At 69.1% G+C, this 21,859-nt stretch carries 19 protein-coding genes; 18 read left to right on the top strand and 1 reads right to left on the bottom strand.

Annotation, left to right across the window (positions count from 1 at the left end):
• Positions 1 to 62 precede the first annotated feature (62 nt).
• The 18 genes from AC1D2O_RS26515 (at position 63) to AC1D2O_RS26430 (ending at position 20,661) form a co-directional block, all read left to right on the top strand.
• Positions 63 to 863: an enoyl-CoA hydratase-related protein gene (locus AC1D2O_RS26515; protein WP_478090377.1), complete on the top strand. Its 801-nt coding sequence runs from the start codon at positions 63 to 65 to the stop codon at positions 861 to 863.
• 11 nt (positions 864 to 874) lie between these two features.
• Positions 875 to 1,324: a hydroxyphenylacetyl-CoA thioesterase PaaI gene (gene paaI, locus AC1D2O_RS26510; protein ID WP_478090376.1), complete on the top strand. Its 450-nt coding sequence runs from the start codon at positions 875 to 877 to the stop codon at positions 1,322 to 1,324.
• A 19-nt stretch (positions 1,325 to 1,343) separates the two neighbouring features.
• Positions 1,344 to 2,663 carry a phenylacetate--CoA ligase PaaK gene (paaK, locus tag AC1D2O_RS26505; RefSeq protein ID WP_478090375.1) on the top strand — a complete coding sequence of 440 codons (1,320 nt, stop codon included), beginning with the start codon at positions 1,344 to 1,346 and terminating at the stop codon, positions 2,661 to 2,663.
• 44 nt (positions 2,664 to 2,707) lie between these two features.
• Positions 2,708 to 5,152: a penicillin acylase family protein gene (locus AC1D2O_RS26500; RefSeq protein ID WP_478090374.1), complete on the top strand. Its 2,445-nt coding sequence runs from the start codon at positions 2,708 to 2,710 to the stop codon at positions 5,150 to 5,152.
• A gap of 28 nt (positions 5,153 to 5,180) precedes the next feature.
• Entirely contained in the window at positions 5,181 to 6,194 is a 1,014-nt protein-coding gene (gene paaA, locus AC1D2O_RS26495; protein ID WP_478158168.1) for a 1,2-phenylacetyl-CoA epoxidase subunit PaaA, read from the top strand.
• 39 nt (positions 6,195 to 6,233) lie between these two features.
• The gene (gene paaB, locus AC1D2O_RS26490; protein ID WP_286372007.1) at positions 6,234 to 6,539 is read left to right on the top strand and encodes a 1,2-phenylacetyl-CoA epoxidase subunit PaaB; all 306 of its coding nucleotides are present in this window, start codon (positions 6,234 to 6,236) and stop codon (positions 6,537 to 6,539) included.
• Between the two features lie 146 nt (positions 6,540 to 6,685).
• Entirely contained in the window at positions 6,686 to 7,459 is a 774-nt protein-coding gene (paaC, locus tag AC1D2O_RS26485) for a 1,2-phenylacetyl-CoA epoxidase subunit PaaC (RefSeq protein WP_478089780.1), read from the top strand.
• Positions 7,453 to 7,974: a 1,2-phenylacetyl-CoA epoxidase subunit PaaD gene (gene paaD / locus AC1D2O_RS26480; protein WP_478089781.1), complete on the top strand. Its 522-nt coding sequence runs from the start codon at positions 7,453 to 7,455 to the stop codon at positions 7,972 to 7,974. Before paaC ends, paaD begins: the two co-directional genes overlap by 7 nt.
• 10 nt (positions 7,975 to 7,984) lie before the next feature.
• Positions 7,985 to 9,070: a 1,2-phenylacetyl-CoA epoxidase subunit PaaE gene (paaE, locus tag AC1D2O_RS26475; RefSeq protein ID WP_478089782.1), complete on the top strand. Its 1,086-nt coding sequence runs from the start codon at positions 7,985 to 7,987 to the stop codon at positions 9,068 to 9,070.
• 155 nt (positions 9,071 to 9,225) lie between these two features.
• Positions 9,226 to 9,849 (top strand): TetR/AcrR family transcriptional regulator, encoded by a 624-nt coding sequence (locus AC1D2O_RS26470; protein WP_478158167.1) that lies wholly within the window; start codon positions 9,226 to 9,228, stop codon positions 9,847 to 9,849.
• 69 nt (positions 9,850 to 9,918) lie between these two features.
• Positions 9,919 to 11,073, top strand: a complete 1,155-nt coding sequence (locus AC1D2O_RS26465) for an ABC transporter substrate-binding protein (protein ID WP_478089784.1) — start codon at positions 9,919 to 9,921, stop codon at positions 11,071 to 11,073.
• Between the two features lie 217 nt (positions 11,074 to 11,290).
• A complete protein-coding gene (locus AC1D2O_RS26460) occupies positions 11,291 to 12,319 on the top strand; it encodes a branched-chain amino acid ABC transporter permease (RefSeq protein WP_478089785.1) in 1,029 nt (342 codons plus the stop codon).
• Entirely contained in the window at positions 12,316 to 14,145 is a 1,830-nt protein-coding gene (locus AC1D2O_RS26455; protein WP_478089786.1) for a branched-chain amino acid ABC transporter ATP-binding protein/permease, read from the top strand. The genes AC1D2O_RS26460 and AC1D2O_RS26455 overlap by 4 nt, the downstream gene beginning before the upstream one ends.
• Positions 14,142 to 14,894 carry an ABC transporter ATP-binding protein gene (locus AC1D2O_RS26450; protein ID WP_478089787.1) on the top strand — a complete coding sequence of 251 codons (753 nt, stop codon included), beginning with the start codon at positions 14,142 to 14,144 and terminating at the stop codon, positions 14,892 to 14,894. The genes AC1D2O_RS26455 and AC1D2O_RS26450 overlap by 4 nt, the downstream gene beginning before the upstream one ends.
• Before the next feature lie 23 nt (positions 14,895 to 14,917).
• Positions 14,918 to 16,963, top strand: a complete 2,046-nt coding sequence (gene paaZ, locus AC1D2O_RS26445) for a phenylacetic acid degradation bifunctional protein PaaZ (protein ID WP_478089788.1) — start codon at positions 14,918 to 14,920, stop codon at positions 16,961 to 16,963.
• 201 nt (positions 16,964 to 17,164) lie between these two features.
• The gene (gene ligD / locus AC1D2O_RS26440) at positions 17,165 to 19,693 is read left to right on the top strand and encodes a DNA ligase D (RefSeq protein WP_478158166.1); all 2,529 of its coding nucleotides are present in this window, start codon (positions 17,165 to 17,167) and stop codon (positions 19,691 to 19,693) included.
• Positions 19,690 to 20,076, top strand: a complete 387-nt coding sequence (locus tag AC1D2O_RS26435; protein WP_478089790.1) for a DUF4345 family protein — start codon at positions 19,690 to 19,692, stop codon at positions 20,074 to 20,076. Before ligD ends, AC1D2O_RS26435 begins: the two co-directional genes overlap by 4 nt.
• Positions 20,077 to 20,097: 21 nt before the next feature.
• Positions 20,098 to 20,661 (top strand): dihydrofolate reductase family protein, encoded by a 564-nt coding sequence (locus AC1D2O_RS26430; RefSeq protein ID WP_478094774.1) that lies wholly within the window; start codon positions 20,098 to 20,100, stop codon positions 20,659 to 20,661.
• A gap of 20 nt (positions 20,662 to 20,681) precedes the next feature.
• On the opposite strand, the gene AC1D2O_RS26425 is transcribed toward AC1D2O_RS26430, so the two are convergent.
• On the bottom strand, positions 20,682 to 21,859 hold a 1,178-nt coding region (locus tag AC1D2O_RS26425; protein WP_478158165.1), incomplete at its 5' end, for an autotransporter family protein.

Here is a 21,859-nt window from a genome sequence, read left to right as displayed (position 1 = left end):
GATACCTTTGACGCCGGTCAAGACCCCCGCCCCACGCCAAGACTCAAGACTGGAGACACAGCTTGTCCGATTCACTCGTGCTTGCCGCGCAGCAGGGCCCGGTCCTGACGCTGACGCTGAACCGTCCTGCCGCCCTCAACAGCTTCACCGAAGCCATGCACCAGGCACTGCGCCAGGCGCTCGATGCCGCGGCGGCCAACGCCGAAGTGCGTTGCGTGGTGCTCACGGGTGCCGGCCGCGGCTTCTGTGCCGGGCAGGATCTGGCCGATCCGATGGTCGCGCCCTCGGCGCCCGGCGAGCCGCCCAAGGACCTGGGGCGCACGATCGAGCTGCTCTACAAGCCGCTGGTGCAGCGGCTGCGCTCGATGCCGGTGCCGGTGATCGCCGCGGTCAACGGCGTGGCGGCCGGCGCGGGCGCCAACCTGGCGCTGAATTGCGACTTCGTGCTGGCCGGGCAATCGGCCAGCTTCATCCAGGCCTTCGCCAAGATCGGCCTCGTGCCCGACACCGGCGGCACCTGGCTGCTGCCGCGCATCGTGGGCCGCGCGCGCGCGCTGGGCCTGGCGATGCTGGGCGACAAGCTGCCCGCGGCCGAGGCCGAGCGCATCGGCCTGATCTGGAAGTGCGTCGATGACACGGCGCTGGCCGACGAGACCTCCAAGCTGGCGCAGCGCCTGGCGGCGATGCCCGTGAAGGCGCTGGCCGAGACGCGCGCCGCGATCGACGGTGCACAGCACCTCACGCTCGACCAGGCCCTCGACGCCGAGGCCCGGGTGCAGGCGCAGCTCGGGAGCGCCCACGACTACCTCGAAGGCGTCACTGCCTTCGGCGCCAAGCGCGCCCCTCTCTTCACCGATCGCTGAACAGAACCCACATGTCGAACATTGCCACCGAACCGACGCCCCAGGAAACCGCCGAGCTCGTGCGCGAGCGCATGTACGCCAACGACCGCGCGGTCCAGGGCCTGGGCATGGACGTGACCGAAGTCGCGCCGGGACAGGCCACGGTCACGATGACCGTGCGCGGCCACATGCTCAACGGCCACGCCACCTGCCATGGCGGCTTCCTCGCGGCGCTGGCCGACACCGCCTTCGCCTACGCTTGCAATTCCTACAACGAGCTCACCGTGGCCTCGGGCTTCTCGATCGACCTGGTGGCGCCGGCGCGCGAGGGCGACCTGCTGACCGCGCGCAGCTTCGAGCTGTCGAAGGCCGGCCGGACCGGCGTCTACGACAGCGAGATCACCAACCAGCGCGGTGAGCGTATCGCGATGTTCCGCGGCCGCTCCTACACCATCAAGGGCAAGCCGGCGGTCGCCGCCTGAGCCCGCCGAGGAGACACGAATGCCTGTCAAGCAACCCGCACCCGGCGACCTGGACGCCATCGAGACCGCCAGCCGCGACCAGATCGAGGCCCTGCAGCTGCAGCGCCTGCGCTGGACCCTGCAGCACGCCTACGACCACGTGCCGCACTACCGCCAGGCCTTCGACGCCAAGGGCGTGCACCCGGCCGACCTCAAGCAACTGAGCGACCTGGCGAAGTTCCCGTTCACGGCCAAGAAGGACCTGCGCGACAACTACCCCTTCGGCATGTTCGCGGTGCCGCGCCAGCAGGTGGCGCGCATTCATGCGTCCTCGGGCACCACCGGCAAGCCGACGGTGGTGGGCTACACCCGGCAGGACATCGACCACTGGGCCGACCTGGTGGCGCGCTCGATCCGCGCCGCCGGCGGACGGCGCGGCGACATCGTGCACGTGGCCTATGGCTACGGCCTCTTCACCGGCGGCCTCGGCGCCCACTATGGCGCCGAGCGCGCGGGCTGCACCGTGATCCCGATGTCGGGCGGACAGACCGAGAAGCAGGTGCAATTGATCCAGGATTTCCGGCCCGACATCATCATGGTCACGCCGAGCTACATGCAGGTGATCATCGAGGAGTTCGTGCGCCAGGGCATGGATCCGCGCGAGAGCTCGCTGACCGTCGGCATCTTCGGCGCCGAGCCCTGGACCGAAGCCATGCGGCACGAGATCGAGGGCAAGGCCGGCATCGACGCGGTCGACATCTACGGCCTCTCGGAAGTGATGGGCCCGGGCGTGGCCAGCGAATGCGTCGAGACCAAGGACGGCCCGGTGATCTGGGAAGACCATTTCTATCCCGAGATCGTCGACCCCGAAACCGGCGAGGTGCTGCCCGACGGTTCGGAGGGCGAGCTGGTCTTCACCTCGCTCACCAAGGAGGCGCTGCCGATCATCCGCTACCGCACGCGCGACCTCACGCGACTCTTGCCGCCGACCGCGCGCTCGTTCCGCCGCATGGGCAAGATCGTCGGCCGCTCCGACGACATGCTGATCATCCGCGGCGTCAACGTGTTCCCGACGCAGATCGAGGAGATCGTGCTGCAGCACGCCAAGCTCTCGGGCCAGTACCTCATCAGCGTCAGCCGCGACGGCCTGCTCGACACCGTGGAGGTGCAGTGCGAGTTGCAGCCGCTGGCGGCGGCTTCCACCGACGAGGCCGAGGTGCGCGAGATCACGCAGTGGCTGCAGCAGCGGATCAAGACCCTCGTGGGCATCACGACCCGGGTGAACGTGCTCAGGCCCGACGCCATCGAACGCACGCTGACCGGCAAGGCCCGGCGCGTGATCGATCAGCGGCCGCGCTGAGGGCGAACTCCCTTCCGGCCAAGTCAACCCACCGATCGAACCCTGTGAACCTCAAGACCCTCAGCGCCCTCTGCGTCGCACTCGCGCTGGCCGGCTGCGCCACGACGCCGCCGCCGTCCACCGGCACGGCCTCCGTCAAGCGCGACACCTACGGCGTGCCGCACGTGTATGCCGACGACGTGCGCGGCCTGTTCTACGGCTACGGCTACGTGGTCGCGGAAGACCGGCTGTTCCAGATGGAGATGGCGCGCCGTGCGGTGCTGGGCACCGTGTCCGAGGTGATGGGGCCGGCCTATGTGGCGCTCGACAAGGGCAGCCGCTCCAATTTCACCCCGGCGTCGATCCAGGCCCAGATGGCCAGGCTCTCCGCCGACGACAAGGCCATCTTCGACGGCTATGCGGCGGGCTTCAATGCGCGGGTCAACGAAGTGCTCGCGAACCGGGACACGCTGCTGCCCAAGCAATTCATCGACGCCGGCTTCGTGCCGAAGAACGACTGGACCGGTTACGACGTGGCGATGATCTGGGTCGGCACGATGGCCAACCGCTATTCGAACGCAAGCAGCGAGATCGCCAATCTCCGCTTGCTGGAGGTGCTCAAGAAGGCGCGTGGCGATACGGTCGGCCGACAGCTGTTCGACCAGATCCGCTGGGTAGAGGACCCGCTGGCGCCGACCACCGTGCCGCGTACCAGCGGCCGCTCGCAGGCCGCCGCGCTGCCCGCCGTCAGCGGAGGCAGCGATCCGCTGGCGCGGCTTGGCCCGGTCTCGCCCGAACTGCTGGTCGCCCGCAGCGATACCGACGCGGCGCGGCGCGGCGTCGCCCAACCCTGGGAGCGCCCGATCGCGAGCAACCTCTGGATCGCGGGCCCGGCGAAAACCAGCGACGGCAGCACGGTGCTGATCAACGGTCCGCAGTTCAACTGGTTCAATCCGGCCTATGTCTTCGCCATCGGCCTGCATGGGGCCGGCTACGACGTGACCGGCAACACGCCGTTTGCGCATCCTGTCGTGCTCTTCGGCACCAACGGCAAGATCGCCTGGGGCGCCACCGCGGGCCCGCTGGATGTCAACGACATGTACCAGGAGAAGCTCAACCCGGCGAACCCGCACGAATACGTCTTCAATGGCGCGATGCGCCCGATGAGCCGGCGCACCGAAGTCATCAAGGTCAAGGGCCAGGCCGACCAGAGCGTCGACGTGTACGCCACGGTGCACGGCATCGTCACCGACTTCGACCTCCCGAACCACACGGCCTACGCGATGAAGCGGAGCTGGGACGGCTACGAACTCGAGTCCCTGCTGGGCTGGATCCACTCCATGCAAGCCAGGAACTGGGACGAGTGGCTGGCCCAGGCGTCGCGCGTCGCGATCACCATCAACTGGTACTACGCCGACGCCGGCGGCAACATCGGCTATGTCTCGCCTGGCCGCCTGCCGATCCGGCCGGCGACACAGGACCTGCGCCTGCCGGCACTCGGCGATGGCACGATGGAGTGGCTGGGCATCCGGCCCTTCAGCGAGGATCCGAAGGTGTTCAATCCGGCGCAGGGCTTCGTTGCCAACTGGAACAACCAGTCGGCACCCGGCGCGGTCAGCGACGGCGGCAACTATGGCGCGGCAGACCGCGTCAACGAAATCACCGCCCGGCTCGAGGCCAAGCCCAGGCACACGCCCGACGAGCTGTGGGCGCTGACCCGCGCCACCGCCTACGCCGACACCAACGCGCGCTACTTCGTCCCCTTCATCGTCGAGGCCACCAAGGGCCTGCCGGCCGCCGACCCGGCGCGGCGCGGCGCACAGATCCTGGCGGGCTGGAACAAGCTGAATGACGACCCGTCCGAGCAGGGCGTCTACCAGAGCCCGGCCACCACGCTCATGATGACCTGGCTGCCCATCATCTACAGGAAGGTGCTGCAGGACGACCTTCCGCCCGAGGTGTTCGCGGCCTATGCGAACGGCGGCTACGCAGGCGCGACCCAGGTCGCCAGCATCCGCCCCGGCAACGGTTCGAAGCTGCTCTACAACGCATTGCTCGGCGCGAAGGCCGGGGTGCCGCAGACCTACGACTTCTTCAATGGCGAAGACAAGAACGCGGTCATCCGGGCCACGCTGGCGCAAGCCATGTCGGAGCTGACGGCCCGTTTCGGGACCGACACCGCCAAATGGCTGACGCCGGTCACGAAGCACGTCTTCCTGACCAGCAACTTCATCGGCGCGCCGCAGGCCGGCGCCGATGAGCTTCTGACGTTGCCGAGCTTCATGAACCGCGGCACGCAGAACGACAAGGTGGTGTTCGCGGCCGGCGCCGTTTCGATGTGCACGGCGGCGCCACCCGGCCAGAGCGGCTTCGTCGCGCCCGACGGCCGCAAGGCAGCGCACTACAGCGACCAGATGGTGCTGTTCAAGGATTTTGGCTGCAAGAGCGAATGGCTGACGCCGGCAGCCGTCGACCGGAATCTCGAGTCCAGCAAACAGCTGAAATACTGAAGTTTCTGAGCCCTTCAAGGAGATCAAGATGTACACGCAAGCCATGGATACGATGGGCAAGGAGCCCGGCGACGGCAAGAAGGCCGTGCGTTCCACCGAGGAACTGCAGCTCGAACAGCGCTTCGACGCCCGCATCGACGAAGGCGGCTTCATCGAGGCCAAGGACTGGATGCCCGAGCACTACCGCAAGACGCTGGTGCGCCAGATCAGCCAGCACGCGCATTCCGAGATCGTCGGCATGCTGCCCGAAGGCAACTGGATCACGCGCGCGCCCACGCTCAAGCGCAAGGCGATCCTGCTGGCCAAGGTGCAGGACGAGGCCGGCCACGGCCTCTACCTGTATTCGGCCGCCGAGACGCTCGGGACCTCGCGCGACCAGATGGTCGATGCGCTGCACTCGGGCCGCGCCAAGTACAGCTCGATCTTCAACTACCCCACGCTGACCTGGGCCGACATGGGCACGATCGGCTGGCTGGTCGACGGCGCCGCGATCATGAACCAGGTGCCGATCTGCCGCTGCTCGTACGCGCCGTATGCGCGCGCCATGATCCGCATCTGCCGCGAAGAGAGCTTCCACCAGCGCCAGGGCTTCGAGGCGCTGCTGACCATGATGCAGCAGGGCACCGAGGCGCAGAAGGCGATGGTGCAGGACGCGGTCAACCGCTGGTGGTGGCCCTCGATCATGATGTTCGGTCCGCCGGACGACCAGTCGCCGAACTCGGCGCAGTCGATGCGCTGGGGCATCAAGCGCTTCACCAACGACGATCTTCGCGCCAAGTTCATCGACGCGGCGATCGAGCAGGCCAAGGTGCTCGGCGTGACGCTGCCCGACCCCGACCTGAAGTGGAACGAGGAGCGCCAGCACCATGACCACGGAGCGATCGACTGGAGCGAGTTCTGGCGTGTCATCGGCGGCGACGGCCCCTGCAACCGCGAGCGCCTCGGCGCCCGCGTGAAGGCCTGGGAAGACGGCGCCTGGGTGCGCGACGCCGCGCTCGCCCATGCCGCCAAGCGGGCGCAGCCGACACCGCTCGCGGCCTGAGACGCGCCGCCTACCGAAAACGAATCAAGGAACGACTCCATGACGAACCCCACACCCGCCTCCGCCGCCGAATGGCCCCTCTGGGAGGTCTTCGTGCGCAGCCGCTCGGGCCTCGACCACAAGCACTGCGGCAGCCTGCACGCGGCTGACCCGAAGATGGCGATCCAGATGGCGCGCGACGTCTACACGCGGCGCCAGGAAGGCACCAGCGTCTGGGTGGTGCGCTCCGACCAGATCGTCGCCAGCGACCCGGCCGACAAGGACATGTACTTCGATCCGATGGAAGACAAGGTCTACCGCCACCCGACCTTCTACAAGCTCCCGGGTTCCGTGGACCACATGTGAAATGAAGAGACTCCCCCGAAGCGCCTGCGGCGCCTCCCCCTCAAGGGGGCGATACCAGCGGCCTGGCAAAGCCAGTTCCGCGGTATCCCTGGCTCTGGGCCGCGCCGGTTTCTTGTGCAAGGCGCGCTGCGCCAGGGACTACTGAAATGCAAGCCTCCATCGCCATCGAATCCACGCCGGCCGTGCAGTACCTGCTGCGCCTCGGCGACACCTGCCTGATCCTCGGCCAGCGGATCTCCGAGTGGTCCGGCCACGCGCCGATCCTCGAGGAGGACATCGCCATGTCGAACATGGCGCTCGACCTGATCGGCCAGGCCCGTGCCGTGCTGACGCACGCGGGCCGCATCGAGGGACGGGGCCACGACGAGGACCAGCTGGCCTTCCTGCGCGACGAGAAGGACTACCTCAACCTCACGCTGGTCGAGCTGCCGCACGGCGACTTCGCCTTCACGGTGCTGCGCAACGCGATGGTCGCGACGCTGATGAAGCTGCTGTGGGAGCGGCTGCGCGACTCCGGCGACGCCGAACTCGCGGGCATCGCCGGCAAGGCGGTCAAGGAGGCGCGCTACCACCAGCAGCATGCGGCCGACTGGGTGGTGCGCCTGGGCGACGGCACTGAGGAATCGCGCCGGCGCATCGAGCGCGCGCTCGAAGACCTCTGGCGCTATGTGCCCGAGATGTTCGAGTCGGACGCGGTCGACGAAGCCGCAGCCTCTGAAGGGCTGGGCCCGCGCTGGTCGGAGTTGCAGGCGCCGTGGCTGGCCGAGATGCGCACGATCCTCGGCGAAGCGGCACTGGCCGAACCCAAGGAAGCGGCCTTCCGCAGCACCGGCAAGCGCGGCGTGCACAGCGAGCACATGGGATACATCCTGGCGGAAATGCAGCACCTGCAGCGCACTTTCCCCGGAGGCGTGTGGTGACTTCGCCCGTCGCAGCCGACACCCGCCGCGCGCAGGCGTGGGACGTGCTCGGCACCGTGCTCGACCCCGAGGTGCCGGCGCTGTCGGTGCGCGACCTGGGCATCGTGCGCGACGTGATCGCGCACGGCGATGCGCTCGAGGTCGTGCTGACGCCCACCTATTCGGGTTGCCCGGCGACCGAGGTGATCGAGCACGACGTGCTGGCGGCGATCGACAAGGCCGGCCTTGGCCCGGCCTACGTCACGCTGCAGCGCGCACCGGCCTGGACCACCGACTGGATCAGCGCCGAGGGCAAGCGCAAGCTGACCGACTACGGCATCGCGCCGCCCGGACCGGCGTCACCCGACGGCACGGTGCCGATCCGCTTCTTCGGCCGCAGGGTCGATGCGATCGCCTGCCCGCGCTGCGGCAGCAGCAACACGGAGCGGCTGTCGGCCTTCGGCTCGACCGCCTGCAAGGCGATGTACCGCTGCGTGAGCTGCCGCGAACCCTTCGAACATTTCAAACCGATCTGACGGGCCTCCCATGAGTGTCATCTTTCATCCCTTGCGCGTGCGTGCCGTCGAGCCCGACACCGACGAAGCCGTCATCGTCTCCTTCGACGTTCCCGCCGACCTGCGCGAGGCCTTCGGCTTCACCCAGGGCCAGTACCTCACGCTGCGCAAGGACATCGAGGGGCAAGACCTGCGCCGCTCGTACTCGATCTGCGCCGGCGTCGACGACGGCGAACTGCGCGTCGGCGTGCGCAAGGTCAAGGGCGGCACCTTCTCGAACTGGATCAACGAGAAGCTGCAGCCGGGCGACACCATCAGCGTGATGGCGCCGCAGGGCCGCTTCTTCGTGCCGATCGAGCCCGAGGCGCGGCGCCAGCATGTGGGCATCGTCGGCGGCAGCGGCATCACGCCGATCCTGTCGATCATGAAGACCGTGCTGGCGCGCGAGCCGCTGTCGAGCTTCACGCTGATCTACGGCAACCGCAAGCTGCAGTCCACGATGTTCAAGGAAGAACTCGAGGACCTCAAGAACCGCTACATGACGCGGCTGGTGCTGCATCACGTGTTCTCGGGCGAGCCGACCGACGCGCCGCTCCACATGGGCCGCATGGACCGCGCCAAGCTCGGCGAGTTCCTGGCGAGCGTGGTGCCGGCGGGCAGCATCGACCATGCCTACATCTGCGGCCCGTTCCAGATGAACGACGAGGCCGAGGCCGCGCTGCTGGCCGCCGGCGTGCCCGAGGAACGCATCCACATCGAGCGCTTCGGCGTCGCCGCGCCCGAAGGCGCGCCGGTCGGCGCGGTGATCCACGAGGCCCGGCCCGGCGATGCCGAGGTGGCGAAGATCGTCATCGTGCGCGACGGCCTGCAGCGCGAGATCGAGTTCCGAAAAGACCAGCCCAGCATCCTCGACTGCGCCTCGGCGGCCGGCATGGAGGTGCCTTTCTCGTGCACCTCGGGCGTCTGCGGCACCTGCCGTGCCAAGGTCATGGAAGGCAAGGTCCGCATGGAGCGAAACTTCGCGCTCGACAAGAACGAGCTCGCGGCCGGCTTCGTGCTGACCTGCCAGGCCCACCCGCTGACCGAGCGCGTGGTGCTCTCGTTCGACGAACGCTAAGGCCATGAAACACCCCCCGATGCACCTGCGGTGCCTCCCCCCTCAAGGGGGGCGATTCCGGCGGCCTGGCAAAGCCAGTTCCGCGGCATCCCTGGCATTTGGCTGCGCCGGTTTCATGCGTCACGGGCCACGCGGTCGCGTGGTGGAGCACTGACATGGCCCGCGGACGTTCTGCCGGATACGACGACCAGCGCGACATGATCCTCGCGCATGCCGCGCTGCTGTTCGCCAACCGCGGCTACTCGGCCACCTCGATGAACCAGGTGGCCGAGGCCTGCGGTTTCTCGAAGGCGCTGCTCTATCACTACTACCGCGACAAGTACAGCCTGCTGGTCAGCATCGCGGAGAACCACGTGTCGCGCCTCGAGGACCTGGTGAGCGACGTCGAGCGGCAGGGCCTGGCGCCCGAGGCCCGCCTGCGCGAGCTGATCCGCCGCTTCGTGGAGGAATACGCCGGCGCCAAGCATGCGCACCGCGTGTTGACCGAGGACGTCAAGTTCCTCGAGGAAGACGACCGCCAGCGCGTGCTCGACACCCAGCGCACCGTGGTCGCCGGCTTCGCGCGCGTGGTGGCCGAACTGCGGCCCGACCTGCAGGAGGGCGCGCTCGCCAAGCCGCTGACCATGCTGCTGTTCGGCATGATCAACTGGATGTTCATCTGGATGCGCCCCGACGGCGAGCTTGACTACGATTCGATGGCGCCGGTGGTGGCCGACCTGTTCCTCGGCGGCCTGCCGGCGGTGCAACTGCCGGTGCGCGTGGCCGCGGTCGACGGCTGAAGCCCCGGCACTTCGCGCCAGTATTCACCCTTATCCTCAACCCCCTCGAAAAAACCGGAGACAACCCGAATGAAACTTCTCAAACCCATTGCCCTCGCAGCGCTGCTGCTGGCCTCGGCGCTGGCCCAGGCCGACATCAACGTCGGCGTCACCGTGTCGGCCACCGGCCCGGCCGCATCGCTCGGCATCCCCGAGAAGAACACGATCGCGCTGATGCCCAAGACCATCGGCGGCCAGAAGATCAACTACATCGTGCTCGATGACGCCAGCGACACCACGGCCGCGGTCAACAACACGCGCAAGCTGATCTCCGAGAACAAGGTCGACGTGATCCTCGGCTCGACCACCACGCCCAACTCGCTGGCGATGATCGACGTCGCCGCCGAAAGCCAGACGCCCATGATCTCGATGGCCGCCTCGGCGCGCATCATCGAGCCGATGGACGGCAAGAAGCGCTGGGTCTTCAAGACGCCGCAGAACGACATCATGATGTCGCTCGCGATCGCCGAGCACATGGCCGCCAGCGGCGTCAAGACGGTGGGCTTCGTCGGCTTCTCCGACGCCTACGGCGAAGGCTGGTTCCAGGAGTTCACCAAGGCGGCCGACCTGAAGAAGCTCAAGATCGTCGCCAACGAACGCTATGCGCGCACCGACACCTCGGTCACGGGCCAGACGCTCAAGCTGATGTCGGCCAAGCCCGATGCGGTGCTGGTCGCCGGTTCCGGCACGCCTGCGGCGCTGCCGCAGAAGAGCCTCAAGGAGCGCGGCTACACGGGCAAGGTCTACCAGACCCACGGCGTTGCCAACGCCGACTTCCTGCGCGTCGGCGGCAAGGACGTCGAGGGCACGCTGCTGCCGGCCGGCCCGGTGCTGGTCGCCGACCAGTTGCCCGCGGGCAATCCGGTGAAGAAGTCGGCGCTGGCCTATGTGGCCGCCTACGAGGCCGCCAACGGCAAGGGCACGGTGTCGACCTTCGGCGCGCATGCCTGGGACACCGGCCTGCTGATGGCGGCCGCGGTTCCGGTCGCGCTCAAGAAGGCGCAGCCCGGCACGCCCGAGTTCCGCGCCGCGTTGCGCGATGCGCTCGAGCAGGTCAAGGAGCTGCCCGGCGCGCATGGCGTGTTCAACATGACGGCCAACGACCACCTGGGCCTCGACCAGCGCGCGCGCGTGATGGTCAAGATCGAAAACGGCGCCTGGAAGTACCTGCCCCCGAATCCTTGACCCACCCCCGATGCCGGCTCACTTCGTCGCCCGCCCCGTGTCGCTGCCAGAGGCAGCGGCTCTTCGGAGCCGTCCAAGCCTGCGCAGGCAGGCTTGGAGCCGCGGCTCCTCAGCCCCTCAAGTGGGCAACACCAGCGGCCTGGCGAAGCCAGTTCCGCGGTGTTTCCCGAACAGCCTTCGCTTCGCTTGGCCTTAAGCCGCGCTTTAGAAAGCTCAAATGGATTTGCAGATCGCCCTCTTGCTGGGGCAGGACGGCATCGTCAACGGCGCGGTCTACGGACTGATGGCCTTGGCCCTGGTGCTGGTGTTCTCCGTCACGCGGGTGATCTTCATCCCGCAGGGCGAACTGGTCGCGTTCGGCGCGCTGTCGATGGCGGCGCTGACGGCCGGGCGCGTGCCGGCCACGTTGTGGCTGCTGGTCGCGCTGGCGGCGACGACGCTGGTGGTCGAGGCCTGGCGCTGGAAGCGCGGCGCCACGGTCGAGTGGAAGTCCACGCTGGTCTGGACGCTGTTCTTCCCCGCGCTGGCCGCCGGCCTGGTGCTGGGCCTGCGCCCGGATTCGCTCGCGCTGCAGGCGGTCACGACGCTCTTTCTCATCACGCCGCTCGGCCCGCTGCTGTACCGGCTGACCTATCGCCCGCTGGCGCACGCGAGCGTGCTGATCCTGCTGATCGTCTCGGTGGCGCTGCACGGCGTGCTGGTCGGCCTCGGCCTTCTCTTTTTCGGCGCCGAAGGCTCGCGCACGCCGGCCTTCTCGGAAGCGCGCTTCGACCTCGGCGGCGTGCCGATCACCGGCCAGTCGCTGGTGGTGGTGGGCGTCGCTTTCGTACTGGTGGTCCTGATGTTCCTGTTCTTCGAGCGCTCCATCGTCGGCAAGGCGCTGCGCGCCACCGCGATGAACCGCGTCGGCGCGCGGCTGATGGGCATTCCGACCGACCTGTCGGGCGACCTGAGCTTCGCACTCGCGGCGCTGATCGGCGCGGTCTCGGGCCTGCTGATCGCGCCGCTGACCACCGTCTACTATGACACCGGCTTCCTGATCGGCCTCAAGGGCTTCGTCGCCGCGATCGTCGGCGGGCTCGCCAGCTACCCGATCGCGCTGGTCGGCGCACTGCTGGTGGGCCAGCTCGAGGCCTTCTCCTCGTTCTGGGCCAGCGCCTTCAAGGAAGTGCTGGTGTTCACCTTGATCATTCCCGTCCTGTGGTGGCGGTCGCTCCGCAGCCGTCACGTGGAGGATGAAGAATGACCCGGCGTCATCTCACGCTTCTGTGCATTGCCGCGCTGGCGCTCAGCTGGCCCTGGCTGCCCGAGTTCACGGTCACGCTGTTCAGCTACATCGCGCTCTATTCCCTGGTCGCGGCCGGGCTCGTGATGCTCACCGGCGTCGGCGGCATGACCTCCTTCGGCCAGGCGGCCTTTGTCGCCATCGGGGCCTACGCGACCGCCTGGGTCTGCACCTCGCCGGCGGCCACCGCGGCGCTCGGCGGCCTGGTGGCGCCCGCGCTGCTGCCCTGGGTCGGGCTGCTGTTCGGGCTGGTGCTGACCTTCGCCGTGGCCTGGGGGCTGGGCGCGATCACATTGAAGCTCTCGGGCCACTACCTGCCCTTGTGCACGATCGCCTGGGGCCTGAGCCTTTACTTCCTGTTCGGCAACCTGGAGTTCCTCGGTGGGCAGACCGGCATCACGGGCGTGCCGGCACTCACGATCGGCGGCCTGTCGCTGGCGTCGCCGCGTGCGCTGGGGCCCCTGATCTGGGCCGTGCTGCTGCTCGCGCTCTGGGCGCTGCACAACCTGCTCGACTCGCGCGAGGGCCGGGCCGTCCGCGCGCTCAAGTCGGGCCGCGTGATGGCCGAGTCGATGGGTGTCGACACGGCGCGCTACCGGGTCAAGGTGTTCGTGCTCGCCGCGCTGCTGGCGGCCGTGTCGGGCTGGCTCTACGCGCACATGCAGCGCTTCGTGAATCCGACGCCCTTCAACATCAACATCGGCATCGAGTACCTGTTCATGGCGGTGGTGGGCGGATCGGGCCACCTGTGGGGCGCGGTGCTCGGCGCGACGCTGATCACGCTGGTCAAGGAGCAGCTGCAAGACATCCTGCCCAAGCTCCTGGGCGCCAGCGGCAACTTCGAGGTGATCGTGTTCGGCCTCCTGATGCTGTTCGTGCTGCAGCGTTTCGCCGAAGGCCTGTGGCCGACGCTGGCGCGCGTGACGGGGCGCTTCCTGAAGCCGACCCCGGTCAAGCCGGCCAAAGGCCTGGCGACCCTCGCGAGCCGCGAGCTGCCGCCCGCCGGCGAGCTGCTGCTCGAGGCCGACCGCGTGACCAAGCGCTTCGGCGGCCTGGTCGCCAACAATGCGGTTGCGATGACGCTCAAGGCCGGCGAGGTGCATGCGCTGATCGGCCCGAATGGCGCCGGCAAGAGCACCTTCTTCAACATGATCTCGGGCGTCGACGACCCGACCGAGGGGGAAGTCCGCCTGCTGGGCGCTGCCATGACCGGCAAGCCCTCGCGCGACTTCGCGGCCCGCGGCCTGGGGCGCACCTTCCAGCACGTGCGGCTGCTCGGCACGCGCAGCGTGCTCGAGAACGTGGCGCTCGGCGCGCACCGGCGCGGGCACCGGGGCTGGATCGCCTCGATGCTGCGGCTCGACCGCGCCGAGGAGGCGGCGCTGCTGGCCGAAGCCAGGCGGCAGATCGAGCGCTGCGGCCTCGGCGCGCATGCCGATGCGCCGGCCGCTTCGCTGGCACTGGGCCAGCAGCGCGTGGTCGAGATCGCGCGCGCCCTGGCGGGCCAGCCGGCTGCGCTGCTGCTCGACGAGCCGGCCGCCGGCCTGCGCCACCTCGAGAAGCAGGCGCTGGCCGATCTGCTCGCGCAGTTGCGCGCCGAAGGCCTGGGCATCCTGGTGGTCGAGCACGACATGGAATTCGTCATGAACCTGGCCGACCGCATCACGGTGCTGGAGTTCGGCGCCGTCATCGCCGAGGGCACGCCGGCCCAGGTGCAATCCAACCCCCGTGTGCTGGACGCCTACCTGGGCGGCAGCGACGACGAACCGATCGCGGTGGCCGCATGACGAATCCACTTTTCGAGTTGCAGGACTTCAGCGTCGCCTACGGTGCGGTCGAGGCGGTGCACCGCGTCGCGCTGCGCGTCGATGAAGGCGAGATCGTCACCGTCATCGGCCCCAACGGCGCCGGCAAGACCACGCTGCTGTGCGCCGCGATGGGCCTGCTGCCTTCCAGCGGCAGCCTGACCCTCGCGGGCGAGCGCATCGCCAGGCCCAGCGTCGAGGCGATGGTCGCGCGCGGCGTGGCGCTGGTGCCCGAGCGGCGCGAGCTGTTCGGCGAGATGCCGGTCGAGGACAACCTGCTGCTCGGCGGCTTCTACCGCTGGCGCACCGGCCGCCGCGACCAGAAGGAACGCATGGAGGAGGTCTTCGCGATCTTCCCGCGCCTGAAGGAGCGCCGCGCGCAGCTCGCCAACACGCTGTCGGGCGGCGAGCGCCAGATGCTGGCCATCGGCCGCGCGCTGATGGCGCGGCCGCGCCTGCTGATGCTCGACGAGCCCTCGCTCGGCCTGGCGCCGCTGATCGTGCGCGAGGTGCTGCACGTGGTGTCCTCGCTGCGCGCGCACGGCGTCTCGGTGCTGCTGGTGGAGCAGAACGCACGTGCCGCCCTGCAGGTCGCCGACCGCGGCTATGTGCTGGAAACCGGCGCGGTCGCGCTCACCGGCCCGGCGCAGGACCTGCTGCACGACCGCCGGATCATCGACACCTACCTCGGCCTCGGCAACAAGAACGCCGCGGTCGCCGTGACCGCCTAACCCAACCCTTCCGGGAGAACCCCATGACCCAGATCCTTCAGAGCTTCATCGGCGGCCGCTGGCTCGGCGCGCAGGGCGCGCAAGTGCTGCGCAGCGCCATCAATGGCCGTGCCGTGGCGAGCACCCATGCCGAGGCCATCGACTTCGGGGAGGCGCTGGACCACGCCCGCACGGTCGGCCTGACGAACCTGCTGGCAATGGATTTCCAGCAGCGCGCGCAGCGCCTGCGCGCCATCGCCAAGTACCTCGCCGAGCACAAGGAAGAGCTCTACGCGATCTCGGTCCACACCGGCGCCACGCGCGCCGACAGCTGGGTCGACATCGAGGGCGGCGCCGGCACGCTGGCGGCGTATGCCGGCATCGGCGGCAACGAACTGCCCTCGGGCAACCTGGTGCACGAAGGCCCGGCGATGCCGCTGGGCAAGAAGGGCGGCTTCGCGGGCACCCACATCCTGGTGCCGCGCCGCGGCGTCGCGGTGCACATCAACGCCTTCAACTTCCCGGTCTGGGGCCTGCTCGAGAAATGGGCGCCGAGCTTCCTCGCGGGCATGCCCTGCATCGGCAAGCCGGCCACCTCGACCAGCTACCTGACCGAAGCGCTGGTGCGCCTCATGCATCGCTCGGGCCTGCTGCCCGAGGGCAGCCTGCAGCTGGTGATCGGCAGCACCGGCGACCTGCTCGACCGGCTCGACGGCAGCGATGTCGTGACTTTCACGGGCTCGGCCGACACCGCCGCCAAGCTGCGCGTGCACCCGAACATCGTGCGCCAGTCGATTCCCTTCAACGCCGAGGCCGACTCGCTGAACTGCGCGATCCTGGCGCCGGACGTGTCGCCCGACGACGAGGAGTTCGATCTCTTCGTGAAGGAGGTGGCGCGCGAGATGACGGTCAAGGCGGGCCAGAAGTGCACCGCGATCCGGCGCGCCATCGTGCCGCGCCAGCACCTCGATGCGGTGTCCGAGAAGCTGCGCGCGCGGCTCGCCAAGACGGTGGTCGGCGACCCGGCGCGCGAGGACGTGCGCATGGGCGCGCTGGCCTCGCACGCCCAGCAGGCCGACGTGGCCGAGCGCGTGCGGCTGCTGATGGAGGGCGCCGAGTTGGTCTATGGCGAGCGCGACGGCTTTGCGCCGCAGGGCGAGGGCGTGGCCGAAGGCGCGTTCTTCGCGCCGACCCTGCTGCTCGCGCGCGATCCGCTCGGCAATGACGCGGTGCACGACATCGAGGCCTTCGGCCCGGTCAGCACGCTGATGGCCTACGACGGCCTCGACGAAGCGCTGGCGCTGGCCGCGCGCGGCCGCGGCAGTCTGGTCGGCACGCTGGTCACCAAAGACCCGGCGACGGCGGCCAGGGTGATCCCGGTCGCAGCGGCGCACCACGGCCGCATGCTGGTGCTGGACCGCGAGGCCGCCGCCGAATCGACCGGCCATGGCTCGCCGCTGCCCTTCCTCAAGCACGGCGGCCCGGGCCGCGCGGGCGGTGGCGAGGAGCTCGGCGGCCTGCGTGCCGTCAAGCACTACCTGCAGCGCGCGGCGCTGCAGGGCTCGCCCAGCATGATCGCGGCCGTCACCGGCGAATACATGCGCGGCGCCAAACTCAATGAATCCGAGCTGCACCCGTTCCGCAAGCACTTCGAGGACCTCGCCATCGGCGACTCGCTGCTGACGCACCGCCGCACCGTCGGCGAGGCCGACATCGTGGCTTTCGGCGGCATCTCGGGCGACTACTTCTACATGCACTTCGACGAGATCGCGGCCAAGGAAAGCCCGTTCGGCAAGCGCATCGCGCACGGCTACTTCGTGCTGTCGGCGGCGGCCGGGCTGTTCGTCTCGCCGGCGCCCGGACCGGTGCTCGCGAACTACGGCCTCGACACGCTGCGCTTCGTCAAGCCCGTGGGCATCGGCGACACGATCCGCGCCCGGCTCACCTGCAAGCGCAAGATCGACCGCCAGAAGAAGGACGCCAACGGCGTCGGCCAGGGCGTGGTCGCCTGGGACGTCGAGGTGACCAACCAGGACGGCGAGCTGGTCGCGAGCTACGACATCCTCACGCTGGTCGCCAAGAAGGGGTGACTCGCCCCCAGGTTGTCCCGCACTTCGTGTCGGGACGCCCACCCCCTACCGGGGGCAACACCAGCGGCCCGGCAAAGCCGGTTCCGCGGTGTTTCACGAACAGGCCTCGCTTCGCGGGTCGCGTCCTGACGCCACGCTCGGCCGCCCTTTCTTACAGCGGCGGACGCGACCCGCATTAGGATTCGTGGCTGGAGGATATCCATGCCCGCAGCCTCCCGAGCGCGCGAAGCCCTGGCGCCGTACCACGGCAAGCGCGATTTCAAGAAGACGCCCGAACCCCGCGCCGTCGGCAAGCCGGCCCAGGGCGTGCTGTCCTTCGTCGTGCAGAAGCACCACGCGAGCCATCTGCACTACGACTTCCGGCTCGAACTCGACGGCACGCTGAAGAGCTGGGCGGTGCCCAAGGGGCCCTGCCTGGACCCCACGGTCAAGCGCATGGCGGTGCAGGTGGAGGACCATCCGATCGCCTATGGCGGCTTCGAAGGCACCATCCCGCCGAAGCAGTACGGCGCCGGGACCGTGATCGTCTGGGACCGCGGCGAGTGGTCGCCCGAGGGCGATCCGCGCCAGGCGCTGGCGGAGGGGCAGCTCAAGTTCTCCCTGCGCGGCGGCAAGCTGCGCGGCCGCTGGGCCCTGGTGCGCATGCGCGGCGAGGGCGAGAAGCAGACACCCTGGCTGCTGATCAAGGAAAGGGACGCCGAGGCGCGACCGCTGGCGGACTACGACGTGGTCGAGGCCGAGCCCGACAGTGTGCTGAGCGGCCGCGGCGTCGATGACCCGGCGCCGCACGCGGCCCCTGCCGCGACGAAGAGCCCCGCGAAGCATGCGGGCCGCAAGGCCGCCTTGCCGCCAGCGCTGGCACCGCAGCTGGCGAGCCTGGCCGCCGCAGCGCCCGCCACGTCCGGCGACTGGCTCTACGAACTCAAGTTCGACGGCTACCGCCTGCTGACGCGCATCGATGGCGGCAAGGTGCAATGCATCACGCGCAACGGCCACGACTGGACCGCGAAGCTGCCGGTGCTGGCGAAGGCGCTCGCGAGGCTCAAGACGCGTTCGGCCTGGCTCGATGGCGAGATCGTGGTCGAGGGCGACCACGGCGCACCCGACTTTCAGCTGCTGCAGAACGCCTTCGACCGCGGCGCCACCTCGGCCATCGTCTACTGGCTGTTCGACGCGCCCTTCCTCGACGGCCTCGACCTGCGCGCGCTGCCGGTCGAGGAGCGGCGCGCGCAACTCGCGCGCCTGCTGGGCAGCGAGCCACCGGCGCCGCTGCGGTTCAGCGAGGCTTTCGAGGCGGCACCGCGCGACCTGCTGGCGGCGTCGGCCAAGCTGGGCTTCGAGGGCATCGTCGGCAAGCGCAAGGGCTCGGGCTACGTGTCGCGCCGATCCTCCGACTGGATCAAGCTCAAGAACCAGCAGCGGCAGGAGTTCGTCATCGGCGGCTACACCGCGCCCCAGGGTGCGCGCTCGGGCTTCGGTTCGCTGCTGCTCGGCGTGCACGACGACGAGGGCCGGCTGGCCTATTGCGGCAACGTCGGTACCGGCTTCGACGAAAGCCGGCTCGCCGACATCAAGGCCCGGCTCGACAAGCAAGCCAGCGACACCTGCCCGTTCAGCGAGAGGCCGGCCGGCGCCAAGGCGCAATGGGTCAAGCCGGTGCTGGTCTGCGAAGTGTCCTTCGGCGAGTGGACCCGCGAGGGCCGGATCCGCCACTCGGTGTTCCAGGGGCTGCGCAGCGACAAGCCGGCGGCGCAGATCCGGCGCGAGCGCGCCGAGCCGCCCGAAGCGGCGCCGGCAGGCGCCGACGCCGGGAAAGGAGCAAGGAAGTCCATGGACCTGCGCATCACCCACGCCGAGCGCGTGATCGACAAGAAGAGCGGCATCACCAAGGGCGAACTGGTGGCCTTCTACGACCAGGTGGCCGAAGCGATGCTGCCGCACCTCAAGGGCCGGCCGGTGGCGCTGGTGCGCGCGCCCGAAGGCATCGGCGGCGAGCTGTTCTTCCAGAAGCATGCGCAGCAGGGCGAGATGCCGGGCGTGAAGCTGCTCGACCCCTCGCTCGACCGCGACCACGAGCCGCTGCTGCAGATCGACACCGCGCGCGGCCTGCTGTCGGCGGCGCAGATGAACGTGATCGAGTTCCACACCTGGAACGCCACCTCGAAGGCCATCGACACGCCCGACCGCATGACCTTCGACCTCGACCCGGGCGAGGGCGTGCCCTGGGAGCGGATGCAGGAGGCCGCCATGCTGGTGCGGACGCTGCTCACCGAGCTGGGCCTGCCGGCCTTCCTGAAGACCAGCGGGGGCAAGGGACTGCATGTGCTGGTGCCGATCAAGCGGCACTACGGATGGGACGCCGTGAAGGGTTTCTCGCAGGCGGTCGTGCAGCACCTGGCCGGCACGATTCCCGAGCGCTTCGTCGCCAGGAGCGGGCCGCGCAACCGGGTCGGCAAGATCTTCGTCGACTACCTGCGCAACGGCTTCGGCGCCACGACGGTGAGCGCCTGGTCGGCACGGTCGCGCCCGGGGCTCGGTGTTTCGGTGCCGCTGGCGTGGGACGAGCTTCCCGAGCTCACGAGCGCCGCGCAGTGGACCGTGCGGAACATCGCGCACCGCCTTCCCACCGGCAATCGGCCCTGGGCCGAGATGGAGAAGAGCCGCAAGGCCCTCGGTGCGGCCATGAAGACGCTTGGCTACGCGCCGCAGAGAGAGCGAGAGGAACCATGACACCCGACGCACCGCTGCTCGCCAGCCAGCTCATCGTGCGGGCCTGCCTGTTCCTGGTGGCCGCCATCGCCCTGTTCGGCGGTGCCCTTCAGATGTTCCTGGGGCAGCCGGACACCAGCGCGCGCCTGGACAATGTCCACCGCTTCATGGCGGGTGTCTACTTCTCGGTCGGCGTGATCTGCTTCTGGGCCGCGGTCACCGTCCGGGAGCAGGGCGTGCTGGTCTATCTGCTGGCCCTGGGCGTGCTTCTCGCGGGCATCGGCAGGCTGGTGTCCATGGCCAAGGTGGGTCTGCCCGAGCCCCGTTCCGTCTGGCTGGCCTACCTGGTTCCCGAACTGGTTCTTCCGTTCGTGATGGCGGCGGCGCACTACGCGGGCCGTTGAAGATCGAAGCCTTCAGGCGGTATGCTCGATGCCACCTCCGCTTCTCATCTCCCCGTGAAAGCATCCGTATTCATTGCCGCGAGCATCGACGGATTCATCGCGCGACCCAACGGCGACCTCGACTGGCTGCCCATGGAAAAGGACGTCGATGGGGGTGACTTCGGCTACCAGGCGTTCCTGGATTCGGTCGATACGATCGTCATGGGCCGGCACACCTACGAGACGGTCCTGGGTTTCGAAGGCGATTGGCCGTTCGGCAGCAAGCGCGTGGTGGTCCTGAGCACCCGAAGCGCGAACATCCCGGCCAGGCTCGCAGGCCGGGGCGCGTGGATGGAGGGCCCACCGCATCGGATCCTGGAGCAGCTCGCCGCCGAAGGCGCCAGGCACCTGTACATCGACGGCGGACGGACCATCCAGGGGTTCCTGCAGGCCCGCCTGATCCATCGGCTCATCGTCACGCGAATTCCGGTCCTTCTGGGCAGCGGCATTCCTCTGTTCGGCCCGTTGGAGAGCGACCTCCCCCTGCGGCACCTGCGCACCGCGGCGTATGCAAACGGCATGGTCCAGAGCGAATACGCGATCTGAGGCCGGGGCACGGGTTTGCGCTACCAGCTCACACGCAGGCCGATCGTGCCCTGCACCGACGACTTCACCTGGGCGTCGCCGCCGGTGCTGAACAAATGCCCGACTTCGCCATACAACGTGGTGACGGTTGTCAGCGCCAGCGAGAAGCCCGCCGCCACTTCCGCCGAGGTGTAGCCGCTCGCGCTGGCGATGCGGGTGCTGGCGGCGGGGCCGATGAAAGTCACCACGTCGGCGCCCGAACTCGCGCTATAGACGTTGACCCGTGCATAAGGCTGCAGCCGCCCCGCCCCGGTGGCCATGTCGCCCTTGATGCGCACACCGAGGCGGCCGATCCAGCCGCCTTCGGCGTCTTGATGGACGCGCGCGCCGAGGGTCCACACATCGTCGAAACTTGTCTTCTGGCGGACAAGCTGTGCCTGCGGCTCGATGGTCCAGTCCTCGGCCAGGGCGAAGGACTTGCCGGTTTCGATCGATGCGGAGAAGCTGCGCGCCTTGCCCGATGTCGTGAGGCTGCCGTCGGGCCGTACGTCGTAGCGGTGGCTGCCCGCTTGCAGCACGGCGTCGGCATACCAGCCGCTTGCATCCTTCCAGGTCGCATAGCCGCCGAGGTAGCTCGATTGCAGATCGGTGCTGCCGACCCGGCCGAAGGTGCCGCGCGCGTTGCCGCTCACGTCGGCGCCCCCGTCCAGCGCGCCGGCAAAGATGCCGACGCGCCAGCCGTCGCTGGCCAGCAGGTCGGTGCCGGCCTGCAGGCCGCTCAGGTGCCCCTGGCTGTGCGGGGCGGCGCTGCCGTCCTGGCTGATGTCGAGGTCGGTGTAGATGGCTCGCGCCCAGGCCTCGCGGCCGGCACTCGTATCACCGACGCGGCGGTGCAGGTTGCCGAGCATCGCGAGATCGCCCTGGCGAATCTGTGCCGGCAGGGCGGCGAAGATCGGCATTTCGTTTCGGTATTCGGGCGCGACCGGGGCGGGCGCGACCACGTTCTGTTCGGACTGTGCCGTCGCCGACGTGTCCTCGGGGGTTTTCGTTTCGGAGCTCTTGGCGCCCGCTTCCGCGCCCGCGGCGGCCGCCGTCGCTGGGGCCGCTACCGCAGATGAGGCGGCAGGAGTCGCAGGAGCTGCAGGAGCCGCAGGTGTCGTCTGAGTCGCGGGCGTCGCGGGAGCAGGAGCGGGGGCTGGAACCGGGGCTGGAACGGAAC

The sequence above is a fragment of the Variovorax sp. P1_G12 genome (genome assembly GCF_056405555.1).
Note: the sequence above shows the minus strand (reverse complement) of the source record. Positions and strands in the feature narration are given on the sequence as shown.